The sequence below is a fragment of the Phenylobacterium sp. genome, assembly GCF_030698145.1.
Lineage (GTDB): Bacteria > Pseudomonadota > Alphaproteobacteria > Caulobacterales > Caulobacteraceae > Phenylobacterium.
In genome coordinates, this window is record NZ_JAUYNW010000135.1 from 1 (window position 1) to 20,514 (window position 20,514).

General features: G+C 70.1%; 15 protein-coding genes. 13 read left to right on the forward strand and 2 right to left on the reverse strand.

Annotated features, from left to right (window positions below):
• On the reverse strand, positions 1-261 hold a 261-nt coding region (locus tag Q8Q77_RS18835), incomplete at its 3' end, for a carboxyl transferase domain-containing protein (RefSeq protein WP_371130483.1).
• Between the two features lie 135 nt (positions 262-396).
• Here Q8Q77_RS18835 and Q8Q77_RS18840 point away from each other — a divergent pair.
• The 8 genes from Q8Q77_RS18840 (at position 397) to Q8Q77_RS18875 (ending at position 9,630) form a co-directional block, all read left to right on the forward strand.
• The gene (locus tag Q8Q77_RS18840; protein WP_305585417.1) at positions 397-1,833 is read left to right on the forward strand and encodes a short-chain fatty acyl-CoA regulator family protein; all 1,437 of its coding nucleotides are present in this window, start codon (positions 397-399) and stop codon (positions 1,831-1,833) included.
• 76 nt (positions 1,834-1,909) lie between these two features.
• Complete coding sequence (locus Q8Q77_RS18845; RefSeq protein WP_305585419.1) at positions 1,910-2,566, forward strand: TetR/AcrR family transcriptional regulator; 657 nt, start codon at positions 1,910-1,912, stop codon at positions 2,564-2,566.
• 3 nt (positions 2,567-2,569) lie between these two features.
• Positions 2,570-4,834, forward strand: a complete 2,265-nt coding sequence (locus tag Q8Q77_RS18850; protein WP_305585421.1) for an arylsulfatase — start codon at positions 2,570-2,572, stop codon at positions 4,832-4,834.
• A gap of 184 nt (positions 4,835-5,018) precedes the next feature.
• Positions 5,019-5,939, forward strand: a complete 921-nt coding sequence (locus Q8Q77_RS18855) for a VOC family protein (protein ID WP_305585423.1) — start codon at positions 5,019-5,021, stop codon at positions 5,937-5,939.
• Between the two features lie 17 nt (positions 5,940-5,956).
• Positions 5,957-6,814: a fumarylacetoacetate hydrolase family protein gene (locus Q8Q77_RS18860; RefSeq protein WP_305585424.1), complete on the forward strand. Its 858-nt coding sequence runs from the start codon at positions 5,957-5,959 to the stop codon at positions 6,812-6,814.
• Between the two features lie 2 nt (positions 6,815-6,816).
• On the forward strand, positions 6,817-8,319 hold the full coding sequence (locus tag Q8Q77_RS18865; protein WP_305585425.1) for a bifunctional 3-(3-hydroxy-phenyl)propionate/3-hydroxycinnamic acid hydroxylase: 1,503 nt from the start codon (positions 6,817-6,819) through the stop codon (positions 8,317-8,319).
• Positions 8,319-8,963, forward strand: coding sequence for a glutathione S-transferase family protein (locus Q8Q77_RS18870; protein WP_305585426.1), 645 nt, complete (start codon positions 8,319-8,321; stop codon positions 8,961-8,963). Before Q8Q77_RS18865 ends, Q8Q77_RS18870 begins: the two co-directional genes overlap by 1 nt.
• Positions 8,964-8,976: 13 nt before the next feature.
• A complete protein-coding gene (locus tag Q8Q77_RS18875) occupies positions 8,977-9,630 on the forward strand; it encodes a TetR/AcrR family transcriptional regulator (protein WP_305585429.1) in 654 nt (217 codons plus the stop codon).
• On the opposite strand, the gene Q8Q77_RS18880 is transcribed toward Q8Q77_RS18875, so the two are convergent.
• Positions 9,627-11,471, reverse strand: coding sequence for a transglycosylase domain-containing protein (locus Q8Q77_RS18880; RefSeq protein WP_305585430.1), 1,845 nt, complete (start codon positions 11,469-11,471; stop codon positions 9,627-9,629). The two genes, Q8Q77_RS18875 and Q8Q77_RS18880, sit on opposite strands and share 4 nt — an antisense overlap.
• 355 nt (positions 11,472-11,826) lie before the next feature.
• On the opposite strand from Q8Q77_RS18880, the gene Q8Q77_RS18885 reads away from it, so the two are divergent.
• The 5 genes from Q8Q77_RS18885 (at position 11,827) to Q8Q77_RS18905 (ending at position 20,497) form a co-directional block, all read left to right on the forward strand.
• Positions 11,827-12,261 carry a hypothetical protein gene (locus tag Q8Q77_RS18885; RefSeq protein ID WP_305585432.1) on the forward strand — a complete coding sequence of 145 codons (435 nt, stop codon included), beginning with the start codon at positions 11,827-11,829 and terminating at the stop codon, positions 12,259-12,261.
• Between the two features lie 126 nt (positions 12,262-12,387).
• Positions 12,388-14,448: a TonB-dependent receptor gene (locus tag Q8Q77_RS18890; protein ID WP_305585433.1), complete on the forward strand. Its 2,061-nt coding sequence runs from the start codon at positions 12,388-12,390 to the stop codon at positions 14,446-14,448.
• A gap of 195 nt (positions 14,449-14,643) precedes the next feature.
• Entirely contained in the window at positions 14,644-15,912 is a 1,269-nt protein-coding gene (locus tag Q8Q77_RS18895; protein ID WP_305585434.1) for a TolC family protein, read from the forward strand.
• The gene (locus Q8Q77_RS18900; protein ID WP_305585435.1) at positions 15,909-17,375 is read left to right on the forward strand and encodes an efflux RND transporter periplasmic adaptor subunit; all 1,467 of its coding nucleotides are present in this window, start codon (positions 15,909-15,911) and stop codon (positions 17,373-17,375) included. Before Q8Q77_RS18895 ends, Q8Q77_RS18900 begins: the two co-directional genes overlap by 4 nt.
• The gene (locus Q8Q77_RS18905; protein WP_305585436.1) at positions 17,372-20,497 is read left to right on the forward strand and encodes an efflux RND transporter permease subunit; all 3,126 of its coding nucleotides are present in this window, start codon (positions 17,372-17,374) and stop codon (positions 20,495-20,497) included. Before Q8Q77_RS18900 ends, Q8Q77_RS18905 begins: the two co-directional genes overlap by 4 nt.
• Positions 20,498-20,514 lie beyond the last annotated feature (17 nt).

The following is a 20,514-nucleotide window of genomic DNA, read 5'->3' on the forward strand; positions in this document are numbered from 1 at the left end:
CACCACCCCGTCGCCGGCCACCTTCTGGTCGGCCATCCCGAAGTCCGTCGCCCGGTGCTCGACGAACATGTCGAACTCCTCGAACGAGCCCTCGTCCAGCAACAGCTCCAGCCGCTCGCGCGCCGTCAGCTTGCCCTTGCCGTGCTGCGACGCGATCCGCCGCTCGCCACCCCCCAGCCGAGCCTCCGCACGACGGCGCTCGAGTTCTTCCAGGATCTGGCGGGAGCCGGCCGGCTCAGCGTTGCGGACGGGAAGATTCACGGACTGGGGCCCCGGAAAGGCGACCCGAAAAGGAGCCGCACCGCCGCGATAGGCGCCTCAGCGGGTGACGTCACGTGAATAGAGGCGCTATTGTAAAATCCGCGCTTCACAAAAACTCAAACTGCGAATTTGCGAATGCAACAGAAACTCTTTGTGGGTCCCAAGGTCCGCCGCCTCCGCGAGACCCGGGGATGGAAGCTGGAGCCTTGCGCCACAAGGCTCGGCGTGTCGGTCAGCTATCTCTCGCAAATCGAGGCCAACCAGCGTCCGGTCACCGCCCGGGTGTTGATCGCCATGATGCGGGTGTTCGATGTGGACGCCGCCTCACTCGACGCCGACGACGACCAGCGCCTGATCGCCGATCTGCGCGAGGCTACCGCCGAATGGACGGACGAGGCGCCCGCCCCATCCCTGGCCGAGCTGAAGCACGTGGTGACCAACGCCCCCAACTTCGCCCGCCACTATCTGGACCTGCACCGCGCCCACCGCCGGGCGGGCGAGCGCCTGAACGCCACCGACGAGGCCATCGCGTTGGACGAGACCGTCGCGGCCAGCGCCCTGCTGCCCTACGAGGAGGTGCGCGACTTCTTCCACTACAAGAACAACTACATCCATGCCCTCGACCTCGCGGCCGAGGCGCTGCACGGCCGCTGCGGCTTCAGTCCCGACGTTCCGTTGGAGACCGCGCTGGAGGCCTATCTGCGCGACCGCCTGAAGGTCCGCACACGCCGGGTCGCCGCGGGCGCGCTCATGCGCCGGTTCGACGCGGCCGGCCGCGAACTCACCCTCAACGCCGCCCAGCCGGCCGAGACTCGCTCCTTCCAGATGGCCTGCCATATCGTCGCCGTGGAGCTGGGCGAGCTGATCGAGGCCGAGCTGGCGGCCTCGGAGCTGCGCAGCCCCTCGGCGGTGGAGATCTGCCGCATCAGCCTGACCAACTACGCCGCCGGCGCCCTGCTGCTGCCCTACGAGACCTTCCGCCACGCCGCCCAGGACCTGCGCCACGACATCGACCTGCTGTCCCTGCGCTTCCAGACCAGCTTCGAGCAGACCTGCCATCGCCTGAGCACCCTGCAGCGCCCGGGGGCGCGGGGGGTGCCGTTCTACTTCGTGCGCGTCGATCCCGCGGGGAACATCACCAAGCGCCACAGCGCCACCCGCTTCCAGTTCGCCCGCTTCAGCGGCGCCTGTCCGCTCTGGAACGTGCACGAGGCCTTTGGCCGCGATGGGCGCATCCTGACCCAGGTGGCCGAGATGCCGGACGGCGCGCGTTACCTGTGCCTGGCCTGGGGCATACTCAAGCGCTCCGGCGCCCATGGCACGCCCGACCGCCGCTATGCGCTGGGCCTGGGCTGCGAGGTCCAGTACGCCGACGCCCTGGTCTATTCCGACGGCGTCGACCTGCAGGGCCCGCCCGAGCGCATCGGGGTGAGCTGTCGCATCTGCGAACGCGACGACTGCCTGCAGCGCGCCTTCCCGCCGGTGGACCGGGGCTTCAGCGTCTCGCGCTCGGAACGCTCGATCGTGCCGTTCTCGCTCACCACCCCGAAACGCGGCGACGTCCGGAGCTAGGTCGAAGGGCCGCCGTCGCGCCGATTGACTCCCGCCACGCCCTGAGTAATACGTCGTATTAAATGGGAGCGGCAGAATGCCCGCCACGGGAAACGCCAGGGTCGAGGACGTCGCCGAAGGCACGGTGGACCAACTGCTGTCGGTCGCCGAGCGCCTATTCGCCGAGCGCGGGGTCGAGCAGGTGGCCCTGACCCACATCGTCGCGGAGTCGGGACAGAAGAACCGCTCGGCGGTGCATTACCACTTCGGCTCCCGCGCCGGGGTGCTGGCCGCGGTCATGAACCGCCGCCTGGCGACCCTCAACATCCGCCGCGAGGCCCTGCTGGACGCGCTGGCGCCGGACGCCGCCCCGCTCGATATCGTCCGGGCGACCATCGCGCCCCTGGGCCTGGCGGTGGTCGAGGCGCCCTGGGGCGCGGACTATCTCAGCATCGTGGCCCAGGTGACCTTCCATCCGCAGCTGCTGGGGGAGCGCGGCGTCAACGACGCCTTGATCACCGGAATCCGCAGGGGCAAGCGACGCCTGGCCCAGGCCACGCCGCAGGTCCCGACGTCGTTCGTCGACCAGCGCCTGCGGTGGCTGATCGACAGCGTGGTCTTCGCCCTGGCCCGCTGGGCCCGCGACACGCCGAAGGCCCAACAGACACCCGCGGCCATGGCCGCCCTCATCGAACAGCTCGCCGCCTACGGGACCGCCGGCCTGCTGGCGCCCGATCCGGCCCCGGAGATCTAAGCCATGACCACCAAGACCCCGTCCGGAGAAGATTTCCAGGGCGTCATCGGGCGCACCATCGCCGACTCCAAACCCTGGTGGCCGGCCTCCAAGATCAAGGCCGGCTCGCCGAATGTGGTGCTGGTGGTGCTGGACGACACCGGCTTCTCGCACTTCGGCTGCTATGGCTCGACCCTGGCCACGCCGAACATCGACGCCTTGGCCGCCGGCGGCCTGCGCTTCACGAGCTTCCACACCACCGCCCTGTGCTCGCCGACCCGGGCCTGCCTGCTGACCGGCCGCAACCACCACGCGGTCGGCATGCGGGCGATCTCCAACTTCGACACCGGCTATCCGAACATGCGCGGCGCGATCCCGCGTTCGGCCGCGACGCTCGCCGAGATCCTGCGCGACAACGGCTACGGCGCCTTCGCCGCGGGCAAGTGGCACCTCGCGCCCATGTCGGAGTGCTCTGCCGCCGGCCCCTATACCAACTGGCCGCTGCAGAAGGGCTTCGACCGCTATTACGGGTTCCTGCAGGGCGAGACCGACCAGTTCTTCCCCGAACTGACCCACGACAACCACTTCATCGACGCACCCGGCGGCCCCGAGGACGGCTACCACGTCTCCGAGGACATCGTGGACCGCTCAGCCGGCATGATCCGCGACCTGCACTCGTTGGTGCCGGAGAAGCCGTTCTTCCTCTACCTGGCCTTCGGGGCCATGCACTCACCCCACCAGGCGCCGCAGAGCTATCTCGACAAGTGGCGCGGCAAGTTCGACGCCGGCTGGGACGTGGCGCGGGAAGAATGGTTCGCCCGCCAGAAAGAGCTGGGCGTGATCCCGCCCGACACCAAGCTCGCCCCGCACAATCCCGGCGTCCGTCCGTGGACGGACCTTTCGGTCAACGAGCAGCGCTTCGCCGCCCGGCTGCAGGAGGCCTTCGCGGCCATGCTGGAGCACACCGACGACCAGATCGGCCGGCTGGTGGCCTTCCTGAAGTCCATCGACCAGTTCGACGACACCCTGTTCATCGTCATGTCCGACAACGGCGCCAGCCAGGAAGGCGGCGCATCGGGCGTGCTCGACGAGATGAAATGGTTCAACGGCATCCGCGAGAGCGTCGACGAGGCGGTGCTCCGCCTGAACGACATCGGCGGTCCCAACAGCCACTCCAACATCCCCTGGGGCTGGGCCCAGGCCGGCAACACGCCGCTGAAGTGGTACAAGCAGAACACCCACGGCGGCGGGGTGCGTGACCCGCTGATCATGCACTGGCCTAACCAGGTCAAGGCGGGCGGCGAGACCCGCGGCCAGTTCTGCCATGTCATCGACATCGCCCCGACCATTCTCGACGCCCTGGGCATCGAGACCCCCACCGTGGTCGCCGGCGTTCCGCAGACGCCCGTCCACGGGGTGAGCCTCAAGCCCACCTTCGCCGACGCCAGCGCCGCCCTGGATCGCGGACCGCAGTATTTCGAGATGCTGGGCCATCGGGGCATCTGGAAGGACGGCTGGAAGGCGGTCACCCACCACACGCCGGGCCAGCCCTTCGACGAGGATCGCTGGGAGCTCTACCACCTGGCCGAGGACTTCTCGGAGCACGACGACCTGGCCGAGACGAACCCTGAGAAGCTCAAGGAGATGGTCGACCTCTGGTGGGCCGAGGCGCAGACCCATGGCGTCCTGCCGTTGGACGATCGTCCCGCCATGGCGCTGTTCCGCGCCTCGATGCGGCCGGGCCTGCCCGCGTCGCGCAACCGTTTCGTCTATTATCCGCCGCTCTCGCACCTGGTTTCCGACGCCTGCCCCTCGGCGGCGCGGGGCTGGACGACGAGTCTCCAACTGGAGCACCCGGCGGGGGACGGCGACGGCGCTCTCATCGCCCGCGGCAGTCTGAACAGCGGCTTCGTGCTGTTCGTGAAGCAGGGGCGGCTGGTCTTCGACTACAATGAGTTCCACCACCACACGCGGCTGACGGCGGCCACGCCGCTGACCCCGGGCCCCCATGACATCGGCCTGGTCGTGACCCGCACCGCCGATGGCGGCGGCGACGTCGTGCTGTCGGTGGACGGCCAGGTCGTGGCCAGCGGCCGCGTCCCGCGCCTGCTGTTCATCGTCTCATCGACCGGCATGGATTTGGGCCGCAGCCTGTCGCCCGTGGTCGACGACTATGTCGCGCCCTTCGCCTATCCGGGCAAGATCGCCAAGGTGGTGTTCGAGACGCCGGAGAGCATGCCCAAGGGCGAGGTCAAGGCGCAGGTCCGCGCGGAGATGGTGCGGCAGTAGACGCCCCTCGCAGGGTCATGGGCGCGGGCTGGATCGCCCAACCTACGTGCCGGTAATGACCATTTCGTCATATTGTAGGGACGCGTCGTCAGCTTTAGTCCTAATGAGGGACTGACATTTCGCGCTTGTCATTCTCGCTTGAAACTCTTATTGACCATTTGGTCATATTTAGGGTGCTGCGAGCATGATCAAGATCGAAGACATCGCCTTCGTGCGCTTCGCCGCTCCGGACCTGCCGGAAATGCGCCGGTTCCTGGAGGACTTCGGGCTCGTCGTGGCCCAGGCCGACCCGGGCCGGATCTTCGCCCGCGGCGCCGGAACCGCCCCCTTCCTCCACGCCACGGAACAGGGCGAGCCGGGCTTCGTCGCCCTGGGCCTGCGGGCGGCCTCGGTGGAAGACCTCACCGCCCTGGCCCGCGCGGAAAAGGCCGAGATCCTGCCGCTTGACGCCCCGGGCGGCGGGCTCGCCGTCGTCCTGCATGACCCGGACGGACATAGAGTCGAGGTGGTGGCCGGCCAGACCTCCGCCGACCGGTCGCCCCTGCCCCCGGCCGAGGTCTGGAACAGCGCCCGCGAGCGCCCCCGTCAGCGCCGCGTCAAGCGCACCGCGGCGGGCGCGGCCCACGTGGAACGGCTGGGCCACTGCGTGCTCAATGTATCGGACTTCCGGGCCTCGGAGCGCTGGTACAAGGACCGCTTCGGCTTCATCACCTCCGACGAGATAGCCCTCACCCCCGAGTTCTCGCTGGGCGCCTTCCTGCGTTGCGACCGCGGCGAGACCCCCACGGACCACCACACGATCTTCCTGATGCAGGGGCCCAAGGGGCCGGGCTTCAACCACGCCGCCTTCGAGGTCGCCGACCTCGACGACCTCATGGCCGGCCACGCCAAGCTCCGGGAGGCGGGCCACAAGGCCGAGTGGGGCGTGGGCCGCCACATCCTGGGCAGCCAGGTGTTCGACTACTGGCGCGACCCCTGGGGCCACATCTTGGAGCACTGGACCGACGGCGACCTGTTCACCGCCGCCGACGGCTCCAACACCGCCACCATCCAGGACCTGCTGGGCGTGCAGTGGGGATCCCCCGCGCCGCCGACTATGGGCTGAGGCCGAGGAGACATCGCATGAAGCTCGCCACCTTTTCCGCCGGCGCCGGACCGGAACTCGGCGTCGTCCTGGACGATCGTATCGTCTCGATCTCGCGCGCCGCGCCCGGCCTCGCACGCGACATGATCGAACTGATCGCCCGCTGGCCGGCGGCCGAGGGTCAGGTCCGCGCGATCGCTGCGGCGGCCGCCGACGCCCTGGCGCTCGATCAGGTCCGGCTGCATGCGCCGATCGCCCGGCCCGGCAAGATCATGGCCATCGGCCTGAACTATGCCGACCACATCGCGGAGAGCGGCATGGCCGCCCCCGAGCACCAGGTCTGGTTCAGCAAGGCGGTGACCTGCGTCAACGGCCCCTTCGATCCGATCCAGATCCCCAAGGTCTCACAAACGGTCGACTACGAGGGCGAGATGGTCGCGGTGATCGGCGCCGGCGGCCGCCACATCGCCAAGGCCGACGCCGCCAAGGCGGTGTTCGGCTATTGCGTCGGCAACGACGCCACCGAACGGGCCTGGCAGCACCGCACGCCCCAGTGGGTGGTCGGCAAGTCCTTCGACACCCACGCGCCGTTCGGCCCGTGGATCACCACCGCCGACGAGGTCCCCGACCCCCACGCCCTCGCCATCCGCTGCCAGGTCAACGGCGAGACGCGCCAGGACTCCAACACCCGCCACATGGTCTTCGACGTCTGGGCCCAGGTCGAGCATCTGTCCCAGGCCATGACCCTGGAGCCCGGCGACCTGCTGTTCACAGGCACTCCGGGCGGGATCGGGGCGGCCATGAAGCCGATGCAGTTCCTCACGGACGGCGACCGGGTGCGCATCGAGATCGAACGCCTCGGCGCCATCGACAACCCCTGCGCGGCGGAGGTCTGAGCGTGGCTGTGGAGACCGACTACGACGTCCTGATCGTCGGCCTGGGTCCGGTGGGCGCAGCGCTCGCTGTCCTGCTCGCCGACGCCGGAGTGCGGACCCTGGCGGTGGAGCGGGAGGTCGAGGTCTATCCCCTGCCCCGCGCCGCCCATTTCGACCACGAGATCATGCGGCTGTTCCGCACCCTGGGCGTCGCCGAGGAAGTACTGCGCCACGCTCGGCCCGCGCCGCCCTACGAGTTCCGCGCCGCCGACGGCCAGCTCCTGCTGCGCTTCGACCAGCCCGCTCAGCCCAGTCCGTCCGGCTGGACCGGCAGCTACATGTTCCATCAGCCCGGCGTGGAAAACGCCCTGCGTGCGCGGCTAGCCGCCCTTCCGGCCGCCGAGGTGAGGCTGGCCCATCGCTTCGAGAGCCTTGTCCAGCATCCTGACCACATCGAAGCGAACGTCATCGGACCGGAAGGTCCCCTGACCATCAGGGCCCGCTACCTGGTGGGATGCGACGGAGGCTCCAGCCCGGTCCGCACGGCCATTGGCGCGATCCTGGACGACTATCAGTTCGACGAGCCCTGGCTGGTCGTCGATGCCGCGGTCCTCGACGGCGCCCGGTTGCCGGACGTCAATTTGCAGATATGCGATCCTGCGCGGCCGACCACCTGCGTCCTGATGGGGCCGGGCCGCCACCGCTGGGAGTTCATGCTGCTACCAGGCGAAACCCCGGACCAGGTGCTGGACGAAGCCTTCCTCCGCGCCCTGCTGGCGCCCTGGGACTGCGCCGACGACGTGGTGATCGAGCGCAAGGCCGTCTACCGCTTCCACGGCCTAGTCGCCAAGACCTGGCGCGATCGGCGCGTCCTGCTGGCCGGCGACTCGGCCCACCAGATGCCGCCGTTCGCCGGCCAGGGCATGTGCTCGGGCCTGCGCGACGCCGCCAACCTGGCCTGGAAACTCAAGACCGTGCTGCGGGGCGACGCCGAGGACAGCCTGCTCGACACCTACCAGCTCGAGCGCGACCCGCATGTCCGCACCTATATCGCGTTGGCCATCGGCATGGGCCAGGTGGTCTGCACCCTCGATCCCGAGATCGCCGCCCAGCGCGACGCCGGCTTGCTGGCCCAGCGAGCAGCGGGCGGCTCGCCCCTGCCGCCGGCGGCCCCGCCGCCCTTCGCGGCCGGCTGCGTCCTGGCGGGCGGCCCGGCGGCGGGCAGTCTCTTCCCGCAGCCCTGGGGCGCCGTCACCGGTCGTCACATTGGCCTCGACGAGGTGCTGGGCGACGAGGCCTGGCTGATCTCCAACCTCGCCCTACAGGCGCCGCCCGGCGTCCACGCCGTCGCCCTCCACGACCCCCGGCTGTCGCCCTTCCGCGACGCCCTCTCGGCCTGGCTGGCTAGGCATGGGGTCGAGGCCGTCCTGGTGCGGCCCGACCGTTATGTTTTCGGGTCCGGCGCGCCCCACGACCTGCTCAGCGCCTACGCCGCCATGCTCACCCCTGTTCGAGAAACCGCCTGATGACCTTGCGCCTGCACCATGCCCCGCTCGCCTGCTCGCTCGCCAGCCGCCTCGCCCTCCTTGAGGCTGGGCTGGAGCACGAGATCGCCTTCGTCCACACCACCCGGGGCGAACACCTGACGCAGGCCTATGGCCGGATCAACCCGCGCCGTAAGGTGCCGGCTCTGGAGACCGCGCAGGGCGTGATCACCGAGTCCACCGCCATCCTGCCCTACATCGCAGACCAGGCCCCGGAGCGCGCGCTGCTGCCGCCCCCCGGCGGCTATGAGCGCGCGATCGCCCAGTCCTGGCTAAGCTTCATCTCCAGCAGCGTCCACACCGCCTTCAGCGGGGTCATGGGGGCGGAACGCTTCGCCACCGATCCCGCCGGGGTGGAGGCCGTCCGCGCCGGCCACTTGGGCCTGCTCGCCGGGGCGCTCGGCGTGCTCGACGCCCACCTGGCCGATCGGGAGTTCATGCTGGACGCCTTCAGCGTCTGCGATCTCTACCTGCTGGTGTTCCTGATCTGGCGGGCCGGCCCGGCCACGGCGGGGCGGCTGCCGACCCTTCCCAACCTCGATGCTTTCCAGCAAAGAATGCTCGCCCGCCCTGGGCTGATGGCCGTGCTGGGCGAGGAAATGAAGCTGCGAGCGGAGGCCGTGTGAATCCGGTAGGTCAGTGCCAGTAGCCAACCCCTCCACCGGCCGCGCCGGTCGCACCCGCGAGGCGCTGATCGGCGCCGGCCGCAGGCTGTTTTCCGAGCGCCCGGCGGACGCCGTCTCCATCGACGACATCGTCCAGGCCGCCGATGTCGCCAAGGGCAGCTTCTACAACCATTTCCCCGACCGCGAGGCCTTGGTCCGCGCGGTGACCAGCGAGATCCGCGCCGGCGTCGAACTGGCGGTTCGCGCCGCCAACGAGGGCGTCGAAGACCCCGCCCGGCGCGCGGCCCGCGCGGTCTGCGTCTATCTGCGCTATGGGGTCGACGAGCCCGAACGCGCCAGGGTGATGGTCCGCGTCCACGACGGCCACACCACCACCTCTGCGCCGTTGAACCGCCACCTTGTGGAGGACGTCACCCAGGGCCTGGCCTCCGGCCGCTTCGCCATCGCGACCATGGAGTCGGGCGTGCTCTTCATCCTCGGCGTCTCGCAGATGTCGCTGATCCGGGTGGTGCGCGAACCGTCCCTGGCGGTCGCCGTGCCCCTGGCGCAGCAGATGTGCGCCCTATTGCTGCGAGGCCTGGGCGTGCCCTTCGCGGAGGCCGACGCTATCGCCGCCCAGACCGCCGACGAGATCGTCCGATCCGGCGCCTTCGCCGGTGCCGCTTAGCGGTCGCCGAAGGGCGGATCCTGCACGGGCTCTTGCGGGTCCTGGACCGGCGCGTCGGGCGCTGGGATCAGGGCGTCGATGGGATCGGCGACCGGCGGCGCGATCGGCGCGGCCGGCGCCGGGCCGACGGGGATCGCCTGTTTCGGGACCCGCTTCAGCGCCACGCTCATGAAGCCCCGCCAGAGCTCGGCCGGGGGTCCGCCCCCGGTGACCCGGCCCATGGGCGCGCCGTCGTCGCGGCCCATCCAGACCACCGTGGTGAAACCGCCCGTATAGCCGGCGAACCAGGCGTCCTTGTAGTCGGACGTGGTGCCGGTCTTGCCCGCCAGGTCATAGCCCGGGATCGCCGCGCGGGTTCCGGTGCCCGAGGTGATCACCGTGCGCAGCATCAGGTTCAGGTCGCTGAGCGGCGGATTGGCCACCGCGGGCTGCTGGGGCACGGCCTTGCGCTGGTAGAGCACCGTCCCGCCGGTCGTGCGTATGCGTTCGATGCCATAGGCCGAGACGCGGTTGCCGCCGTTGGAGAAGGTCGCATAGGCCTGGGCCATCTCCAGCGGCGAGACGAGCGTCGTGCCGAGCGCCATGGCCGGATCGGTGTTGATCGCCGAGACGATGCCGGCCCGGTGCGCCGCCGCCGCCACGTTGGGCCGGCCCACCTCGTCGGCCAGCCGCGCGGCCACGGTGTTGACCGACTGGGCCAGCGCCACCTGCAGGGTGATCGGACCCAGATAGGTCTCGCTGTAGTTCTGCGGCGACCAGGTCCCGATGGTCAGCGGCTCGTCCACCACCGCCATGTCCGGGGTCCGTCCGGCCTCCAGGACGGCCAGATAAACGAATGGCTTCCAGGCCGATCCGGCCTGGCGCCTGGCGGTGACCGCGCGGTTGAAGGGACCCTTGGCGTAATCGCCGCCGCCGATCATGGCGCGCACGCGGCCCTGGCCGTCCACCGCCACCAGGGCGGCCTGGGCGACCTGCAGGCTCTTGTGGCGCGCCAGCACCGCGCTCGTGTTCTGGGCCGCCGCGCTCTCCAGGCCGAGGTCCAGGGTGGTCTCGACCACCACGTCCTGCTTCGGCTGGCCGACCAGCTGGCGGCGCTGGCCGTCCAGCCAGTCGACGAAATACTGGGCCGGAGCTGTCGGCGCGGCCTGGGCGACCTTGAGCGGGCGGGCCTGCGCCTTGGCGCGGTCGGCCTGGGTGATGGCGCCGGTATCGACCATGGCGTTCAGCACCAGGGCCGCGCGCTGAGCGGCCCGCTGCGGCTGCTCCACCGGATTGTAGTTGGTCGGCGACTTCAGCACCCCCGCCAGGGTCGCGGCCTCCTGGATGGTCAGGCGCGCGGCGGGCTTGTTGAAATAGCGCTGCGAGGCCGCCTCCAGGCCGTAGGCGCCCGAGCCGAAATAGACCCGGCTGAGATAGAGGGCGAGCAGTTGCTTCTTGCTGTAGGTGCGCTCGAGCTGGACCGCGTACAGCAACTCCATGGCCTTGCGCTCGACTGTGCGGTCCGAGGTCAGGAACAGGTTGCGGGCCAGTTGCTGGGTGATGGTCGAGGCGCCCTGGGTGGCGCGGCCTTCGCTGACCCCGGCGACAATGGCGCGGCCGATGCCGACCGGATCGAAGCCGGTGTGCTCGTAGAACCGGCGATCCTCGATGGCGATGAAGGCGGCCGGCACGTAGGACGGCAACTTGGCCAGGTCGACGGGCGGGGCGTAGCGGCCGCCCCGCACCCCCAGGACCGCGCCGGACCGGTCCACATAGGTCACCTGCGGGTCGCGCCGGATCTCGGGCAGGCGCGGCAGTTCGGGGCCGGCGAGCAGGGACAGGACGGCGGCGAAGGCGATCACCAGGCAAGCTCCAGGGGGGCGGGCGCGGGCGCCCGCCCCCCTTCTGTCGCCTGGAGCGGCCTCGGCCTACATAATTCGCGGTAATCTGGCCTCGAAACGGGCGCTTGCGACCCGAAGCCGCCCGTTCCCGACGCCGAAGCGGCTCGAACCCGTCGTCTCGGCGCGCAAAGCATTCGCGCGGCCGCCGGTGAGTATCGCCCCTCGCGGGAAGTTCAGACGATAAAAAACTACCATCAGGAGTGCGAATAACTCACACATTCATTCATATTCAGAGTATTGTTCGCCTGTCCGCTAGCCCCCACTAGCTCTGATCTTGTGAACGCCGCCGCGACGCGTCGGTATATTGGGGCTCCGGATGACCGGGCGATGGGCTGTTGATGACAGGTGGGTTCGCGGCGTCGCCCTGACGTTCGCGCTGCTCGCCCTTATCTTCAAGATCGCCGTGCCGCCCGGCTTCATGGTCGGGGCGCGCGGCGCGCCGCTGCTGATGTTCTGCGAGGCGCAGGCGCCGCTGCTGGTCGCCATGGCCAAGTCCGCGGCCGCCGCCTCCGGCGCGCATCACCACCATCACATGGGCGGCGGGGCTATGACGCCCGAACCCGCCAAGCATACCCCGGGCGATTGCCCCTTCGCCGGCCACGCCACCTCGGCGGCCGCCACGGCCGTCATCGCCTTCGTCCCCGTGATCTTCGCCGCCTATGCCGCCGACCTGCCCAGGCTGTGGCGCGGCGTCGCCGTCGGCGCCGGCCTCTGCGCCCCGCCCATGCCGGCGCGAGGCCCACCTCTCTGATCTGACCGTCCGCGCCCCCACGCGGTCCGAGAACGGCCAGCCACGTCAGCCTCACCGCTCGGCGTGTGCGCCGCCGCCTTCAGATCAGCCGCCGGCGCCAGCGCCGCGGATCGAGGACCCAGTACCATGAAGACCCTTTACCTGACCTTCGCCGCGGCGGCCGCGCTCGGCGCGCCCGCAGCCGCCCAGGCCGCGGAAGCCGAGCCCGATCCCTATACCGTCGACAGCGTCATCGTGACCGCCAACCCCAATCCGGAGGACCCGCCGGTGGTCGCCGAGGCGCGCGCCCGGCTCGCAGAGACCCCCGGCTCGGTGGCCGTGGTCTCCGCCGAGTCCTACAGCGCCCGGTTCACCCCGAACCTGGCCGAGATCCTGCGCGACGTCCCCGGCGTCTATGCGGAAAAGAAGTGGGGCGGCGACCTGCGCCTCTCGATCCGGGGATCCGGAATCGGCAATTCCAGTCACAATCGCGGCACGCTGCTGGCCCAGGACGGCGTGCCGTGGAACGAAGCCGACGGCTCGGGCGACTTCCAGCTCATCGACCCGATGATCGCTCGCTATACCGAGGTCTATAAGGGCGGCAACGCCCTGCGCTTCGGTGGCTCGCTGCTGGGCGGGGCGGTCAACCTCATCACCCCGAATGGCCGCAACAACGGCGCGGAGACCATGGTCCGCCTGGACGGCGGCTCCTACGGCAACCTCCGCGCCCACGCCGAGGCGGCCCGCGTCTGGGGCGACTGGGACGGCTTCGTCGCCGCCACCGGCGCCAAGCAGGACGGCTTCCGACAGAACTCCGAGGGCCAGCAGCAGTATGCGACGCTCAATGTCGGCCGAAGCTTCGGCGAGGAGAGCGATGTCCGGTTGATCATCAACTCCGGCTACGTCCACCAGGAGATCAACGGCTCGGTCAGCCTGTCCTCCGCGCTCAACACGCCCAAGCTCGCCAACCCCACCAACCTGGCTCTGAACTATCAGCGCGACATGGCGACGGTGCGGGTGGTGCTGCAGACCCACGCCCGGATATCGCCTTCCACCACGCTCGACGGTGGCGTCTTCGGCATCTGGAAGGACCTCGACCACCCGATCTTCGCGGTGGTCAACAACCAGAGCCGCAACTGGGGCGCCTTCCTGCGGTTCAACTGGGAGGGCGCGCTGGCCGGCAAGCGCGCCGACGCCTTCTACGGGGTCTACGCCCGCACCGGCGACGTCGACGCGCGCCAGTTCGTCAATGTCCGGGGCTCCCGCGGCGCTCTGATCGCGCGCGCCAAGCAGAACGCCGAGGCGCTCGACGTCTTCGCCGAAGGCCGCCTGTTCGTCACCGACCAACTGGCCGTGGTGGCCGGTGGGACCTGGGGGCGGGCGGCGCGCAACTACACCGGCTATCAGAACCCGGGCGGCGCCTCGGCCACGCCCTTTCCCATCGACGCCGACTACGACTGGTTTTCGCCGCGCATCGGCTTCCTCTGGCAGGGCTCGGACGGCACGCAGGTCTATGGCAACGTCACAAGGTCGGTGGAGCCGCCCAACTTCAGCGCGCTCGCGCCCACCATCGGGGGCTTCACTCGGCTGCGGCCGCAGGAGGCCTGGACCGGCGAACTCGGCGCCCGGGGCAAGTTCGGCCCGCTGCTGTTCGACGTGGCGGTCTACCGCGCCGAACTCGACGGCGAGTTGCTGACCTTCATCGTCAATCCCGGCCTGGGCATCCCGGCGGCGACCTTCAACGCCGGCGAGACCTTCCACCAGGGGATCGAGGCCGGGATCGACTGGGACATCGCCAAGGGCCTGCGCCTGCGCCAGACCTACACCCTCAATGACTTCCAGTTCGAAGGCGACAAGGTCTACAAGTCCAATCGCCTGCCCGTGGTGCCCGAGCACATCTATCGCGCCGAGCTGCGCTACCAGCATCCGTCGGGCTGGTTCGTCGCCCCTAGCGTCCAGTGGACGCCCAAGGACACCTGGGTCGACTACGCCAACACCATGAAGTCGCCCGCGTTCGCCCTGCTGAACATCAACGCCGGCTGGCGGCTGGAGAACGGGCTCAGCCTGTTCCTCGACGCCCGCAACCTGACGGACGAGGCCTATATCTCGAACTTCAGCGCGGTGACCGACGCCCGCGTGGCGGCGACCACGGTGTTCTTCCCCGGTGAAGGCCGCTCGGCCTTCGTAGGTCTGGCCTACAACTTCTAGAGTCTCGCGAAGCGCCGGCATCGAAGTATCGCAGCGCCCGGAAAATCGGCGCTCAACAGGTCCTAACCTCGGATAACATAGTTGGATGACGTCAAGCGCCGCCGACAGTACCATCCCGATCTTCACGGGGGATGGCGTATGGATCGGAAACTCAAACCTGGCGCGCTCGCGCCCTGTCCGAGCCGATAGCCGCACGTGCGTATCGTGTACGAACCCCTGGCTTCCCTGAACCGCCGGCGCCTGGCGCTAGGCGTGCTGGCGGTGATCGCATTGGCCGCGCCCGCGGGGGCCGAGCCCATGACCTTCGCCACCGCCCTGGCGCGCGCCTCCGAGAACGCGCCCAGCCTGCAAGGCGCGGCGCTGCAGGTCGAGGCGGCCCGCGCCTCGGCGCGCGCCGCCGGCGCCCTGCCCGATCCGCAGGTCAAGCTGGGGGTCGAGAACTATCCCATCTCGGGCCCGAATTCGGGCCGGTTCGGCGACGACGAGATGACCATGGCCACCATCGGCGTGATGCAGGAAGTGCCCAATCGCGGACGCCGCGAGGGCGAGGCCGGTCTGGCCCAGGCGCAGATCGAGGCCGCTGAGGCCCAGGGCCGGGTCGAGCGCCGCGACGTGCGCCTCGCCGCCGCCCTGGCCTGGATCGACCTCTATTATTCAGAACGCCGGCTGGCCGCCCTGGACAAGATCTCCGCCACCCTCGAACCCCTGTGGGAGGCCGCCCCAGCCGGGGTCGCCTCCGGCGCCAGCCGGCCGTCGGCGGGCCTCGCGCCGATCCGGATGCGGGCCGACTTCGACGATCAGCGCAGCGAACTGAAGGCCGCCGTCGGCAAGGCCCAGGCCGAGCTCGCCCGATGGACAGGCGATCCCGCGGCCGGGATCAATGGCGAGCCGCCGGTCCTGACCGTCGAGCCGGCCTTGCTGCGCGCGGGCCTCGAGCAGCAGCCGACCCTGCACGCCTTCGGGGCCGCCGAGCGCCGGGCGCGGGCCGAGCTGGCTCTGGCCCGGGCGGGCAAGCGTCCGGACTGGGCCTTTGAGCTGGCCTATGGCCGGCGCGATCCGATGTTCGGCGACATGGTGTCGGCGGGCGTGACCATGAGCCTGCCGGTCTTCTCGCAGAACCGCCAGGACCCGGTGATCGCCGCCCGGACCAGCGACGCGGCCCGGGTCGCCGTCGAGCGCGAGACCATGCGGCGCAGCCTGGCCGCCGGGCTGGAGGCCGATCTCGCCGACTACGCCATGCGCCGTGACCAGTGGATGCGGACCCGCGACGTGGTGCTGCCGGCGGCGATCAAGGAGTCGGACCTGGAGACCGCCAGCTACGGCGCCGGCCGGGTGGACCTGGCGGGCCTGCTCGACGCCTTCACCCAGCTCGCCGAGGCGCGGCTGACCCTGCTGGAACGCGAGGCGGCCATGGCCCGCGACGCGGCGCGCATCACCTTCACCTATGGGAGCGAGACGCCATGAGCGCGACGCAGTCTACGGGCGCGCGCGTCGCCATCGCCGCGGTCCTCCTCCTGGCCGGCGCAGTCGCCGGCTTCGGCGTCTCCAAGCTCGCCAAGGGGTCGGAGGCCCCGAAGGCGGCGGCCGCCGCCCAGGAGAGCAAGGTGCTCTACTGGTACGACCCGATGGTCCCGACCCAGAAGTTCGCCAAGCCGGGCAAGTCGCCGTTCATGGACATGGAGTTGGTCCCTAAATACACCGACGAAACCGACGGCGGCGGTGGGGTGCAGGTCAGTTCCGAGCGCACCCAGAACCTGGGCGCCCGTCTGGTCAGCGTGCGGCGCGGCAGCCTGGCCGGCGAATTGACTGTGCCGGGGGTGATCGACTTCAACCAGCGCGACCTGGCCATCGTCCAGGCCCGCGCCAGCGGTTTCGTGCAGCGGGTCTATGCCCGGGCGCCGGGCGACATCGTCGCCGCTGGCGCGCCGATCGCCGACATCCTGGCGCCCGAGTGGGGCGGGGCCCAGGTCGAGTACCTGGCCGTCCGGCGCACCGGCGACGAGCGCCTGATCGCCGCCGCCCGCCAGCGGCTCACCCTGCTGGGCATGCCCGCCGGCCTGATCGCGGCGGTCGAACGCAGCGGCCGGCCCCAGACCACCGTGACCATCACCACCCCGACCGGCGGGGTGATCCGCACCTTGGGGGTTCGGTCCGGCATGAGCGTCGCCCAGGGCCAGACCCTGGCCGAGGTCAGCGGCCTCTCCAGCGTCTGGCTGAACGCCGCCATCCCCGAGGCCTTGGCCGGGCGGGTGAGGCCGGGCCAGTCGGCCGCGGTCACCCTGGCCGCCTATCCGGGCGAGACCTTCTCCGGCCGCCTCGCCGCCATCCTGCCCGAGGCCGTCGCCGACAGCCGCACCCTCACCGCCCGTGTCGAACTCGCCAACCGCGGCGGACGGCTGCGGCCGGGCATGTACGGTCAGGTGACATTCAGCGACGGCGCCTCGCCCGCCCTGCTGGCGCCCAGCGAGGCGATCATCCGCACCGGCAAGCGCACCGTGGTGATGCTGGCCGACGCCAATGGCCGGTTCCGGCCGGCCGAGGTGAAGACCGGCCGCGAGGCCGGCGGCCAGACCGAGATCCTGGCGGGCCTGAACGAGGGCGAGAAGGTGGTGGCCTCGGGCCAGTTCCTGCTCGACTCCGAGGCGAGCCTGGCCGGCGTCCAGGCCCGCCCGATGACCGCCGACAAGCCCGCCGCCAAGGCCGCGCTGCATGAGACCGCCGGGCGGATCGAGAAGCTGGCCGGGAACTCCATCACCCTGTCGCACGAGCCGGTGCCGGCCCTGCAGTGGCCCTCCATGACCATGGCCTTCGCGCTGAGCGATCCATCGCTCGCCAAGGGCTTCAAGGTCGGTGACCGGGTGACCTTCTCCTTCGACCAGGCCTCCGGCGCGCCGACCGTGCGGCGCATGGTCAAGGCCGCGCGATGATCGCGGCCATCATCCACGCCAGCGTCCGTGCGCGGTTCTTCGTCCTGCTGGCGGCCATCGGCCTGCTCGCGGCCGGCATCTGGGCCGTGCGCGCCACGCCGGTCGACGCGCTGCCCGACCTGTCCGACGTCCAGGTGGTGATCCGCACCAGCTATCCCGGACAGGCGCCGCAGATCGTCGAGAACCAGGTCACCTACCCGCTGACGACCACCATGCTGTCGGTCCCCGGCGCCAAGACCGTCCGCGGCTATTCGTTCTTTGGCGACAGCTTCGTCTATGTGCTGTTCGAGGACGGGACCGACCTCTACTGGGCCCGCTCCCGGGTGCTGGAATACCTCAACCAGGCGCAGGGCCGCCTGCCCGAGACGGCCAAGCCGTCGCTCGGGCCCGACGCCACCGGTGTCGGATGGATCTACGAATACGCCCTGGTCGACCGTTCGGGCCGCCACGACCTGGCCCAGCTTCGCAGCCTGCAGGACTGGTTCCTGCGCTATGAGCTGAAGAGCCTGCCGGGCGTCGCCGAGGTCGCCAGCATCGGCGGCATGGTGCGCCAGTACCAGGTGGTGCTCGACCCCGCCAAACTCGCCGCCTACGGCGTCACCCACGGCCAGGCCGTCGAGGCGATCCGGCGGGCCAACCAGGAGACAGGCGGCTCGGTGCTGGAGATGGCCGAGGCCGAGTACATGGTCCGGGCCAACGGCTACCTCACCGACCTCGACGACTTCCGCGCCATTCCCATACGCACCGCCTCAGGCGGGACCCCGGTGCGCCTGGGCGAGATCGCCACCGTTCAGATCGGGCCGGAAATGCGCCGCGGCGTGGCCGAACTGAACGGCCAGGGCGAGGTGGCCGGCGGCGTGGTGGTGCTGCGCTCGGGCAAGAACGCGCGGCAGACCATCGCCGCGGTCCAGGCCAAGCTCGACGAACTGAGGCGCGGCCTGCCGGCCGGGGTCGAGGTGGTCACCACCTATGACCGTTCCCAGCTCATCGACCGGGCCATCGCCAATCTCAGCATCAAGCTGCTTGAAGAGTTCGCGGTGGTGGCGCTGGTCTGCGGCCTGTTCCTCTGGCATGCCCGCTCGGCCCTGGTGGCCGTGATCACCCTGCCGCTCGGCGTCCTGGCCGCCTTCCTGATCATGAAGTTCCAGGGGGTGAACGCCAACATCATGTCCCTGGGCGGCATCGCCATCGCCATCGGCGCGATGGTCGACGCGTCCGTGGTCATGGTCGAGAACGCCCACAAGCACATCGAGCGATGGGAGCACGCCAATCCGGGCGCCAGGCTCGCCGGCGAGGCGCGCTGGAAGGTGATCACCGACGCGGCGATCGAGGTCGGCCCGGCCCTGTTCTTCAGCATGGTGATCATCACCCTGTCCTTCGTGCCGGTCTTCACCCTGCAGGCGCAGGAGGGGCGGCTGTTCTCGCCGCTGGCCTTCACCAAGACCTACGCCATGGCGGCGGCCTCGATCCTCTCGGTCACCCTGGTCCCGGTGCTGATGGGCTACTTGATCCGCGGACGGATTCCCGCCGAGCAGGACAATCCCGTGAACCGCGTCCTGACGGGGGCCTACCGCCCGGCGTTGGACTGGGTGATGCGCAAGCCCCGCACCACCCTGATCCTGGCCGCCCTGGCCTTCGCCACCACCGCCTGGCCGCTCAGCCGATTGGGCGGCGAGTTCCTGCCGATGATGGACGAGGGCGACCTGCTCTACATGCCCTCGGCCCTGCCCGGCCTGTCGGTGGCCAAGGCCTCCGACCTGCTGCAGCAGACCGACCGCTTGATCCTCACCGTGCCCGAGGTGGCGACGGTGTTCGGCAAGGCCGGCCGCGCGGAGACGGCGACCGACCCGGCGCCGCTGGAGATGCTCGAGACCACCATCCAGTTCAAGCCCCGCGATCAGTGGCGGCCCGGCATGACGCCCGAGCGCCTGATCGAGGAACTGGACCGGGTGGTGAACGTGCCCGGCCTGGCCAATGTCTGGGTGCCGCCGATCCGCAATCGCATCGACATGCTGGCCACCGGCGTGAAGAGCCCGATCGGGGTCAAGGTCTCCGGCGCCGACCTGGCCGAGCTGGACCGCATCGCCGCGGCGGTCGAACAGGCCGCCAAGGGCGTGCCGGGGGTCTCCTCTTCCCTGGCGGAGCGGCTGACCGGCGGGCGCTATGTGGACATCGACATCGATCGCGCGGCCGCCGCCCGCTATGGGCTAAACATCGCCGACGTGCAGGAGATCGTCGCCGGCGCCATCGGCGGCGAGACCATCGGCCAGACCGTCGAGGGCCTGGCCCGCTACCCGATCAATGTGCGCTATCCCCGCGAACTGCGCGACAGCCTGGAGGGCCTGCGGTCCCTGCCGGTGCTGACGCCCTCGGGCCAGCAGATCACCCTGGGCTCGGTCGCCAAGCTCGAGATTGTCGACGGCCCGCCGATGCTGAAGACCGAGAACGCCCGGCCCTCGACCTGGGTCTATGTGGATGTGCGGGGCCGCGACCTGGCCTCGGTGGTGAACGACCTGCGCCGCGCGGTGGCCAAGGACGTCAAGCTCTCGCCGGGGGTCAGCATCGCCTATTCCGGGCAGTTCGAGTATCTGCAGCGCGCGACCGACCGGCTCAAGATCGTGGTCCCGGCGACCTTGGCGATCATCTTCGTCCTGCTCTACATGACCTTCGGGCGACTGGACGAGGCGGCCCTGATCATGGCCACCCTGCCCTTCGCGCTCACCGGCGGCATCTGGACCCTCTACCTGCTGGGCTATCATCAGTCGGTGGCGACCGGGGTCGGCTTCATCGCCCTGGCCGGGGTGTCGGCCGAGTTCGGGGTGGTCATGCTGATCTACCTGAAGCACGCGCTCGCCGAGCGCGGACCCGACCCGACGACGGCCCAGGTCCATGACTCGATCCGCGAAGGCGCCCTGCTGCGGGTGCGGCCCAAGGCGATGACCGTGGCGGTCATCCTGGCCGGTCTGTTCCCGATCCTCATCGGCCACGGCGCCGGGTCGGAGGTCATGAGCCGCATCGCCGCCCCGATGATCGGCGGCATGCTCACCGCCCCGCTGCTGTCGATGCTGGTGGTGCCGGCCGCTTACCTGCTGCTGCGGCTGCGGCGCAAGTCACCCACCTGAGATCCGTCACCTGAGGA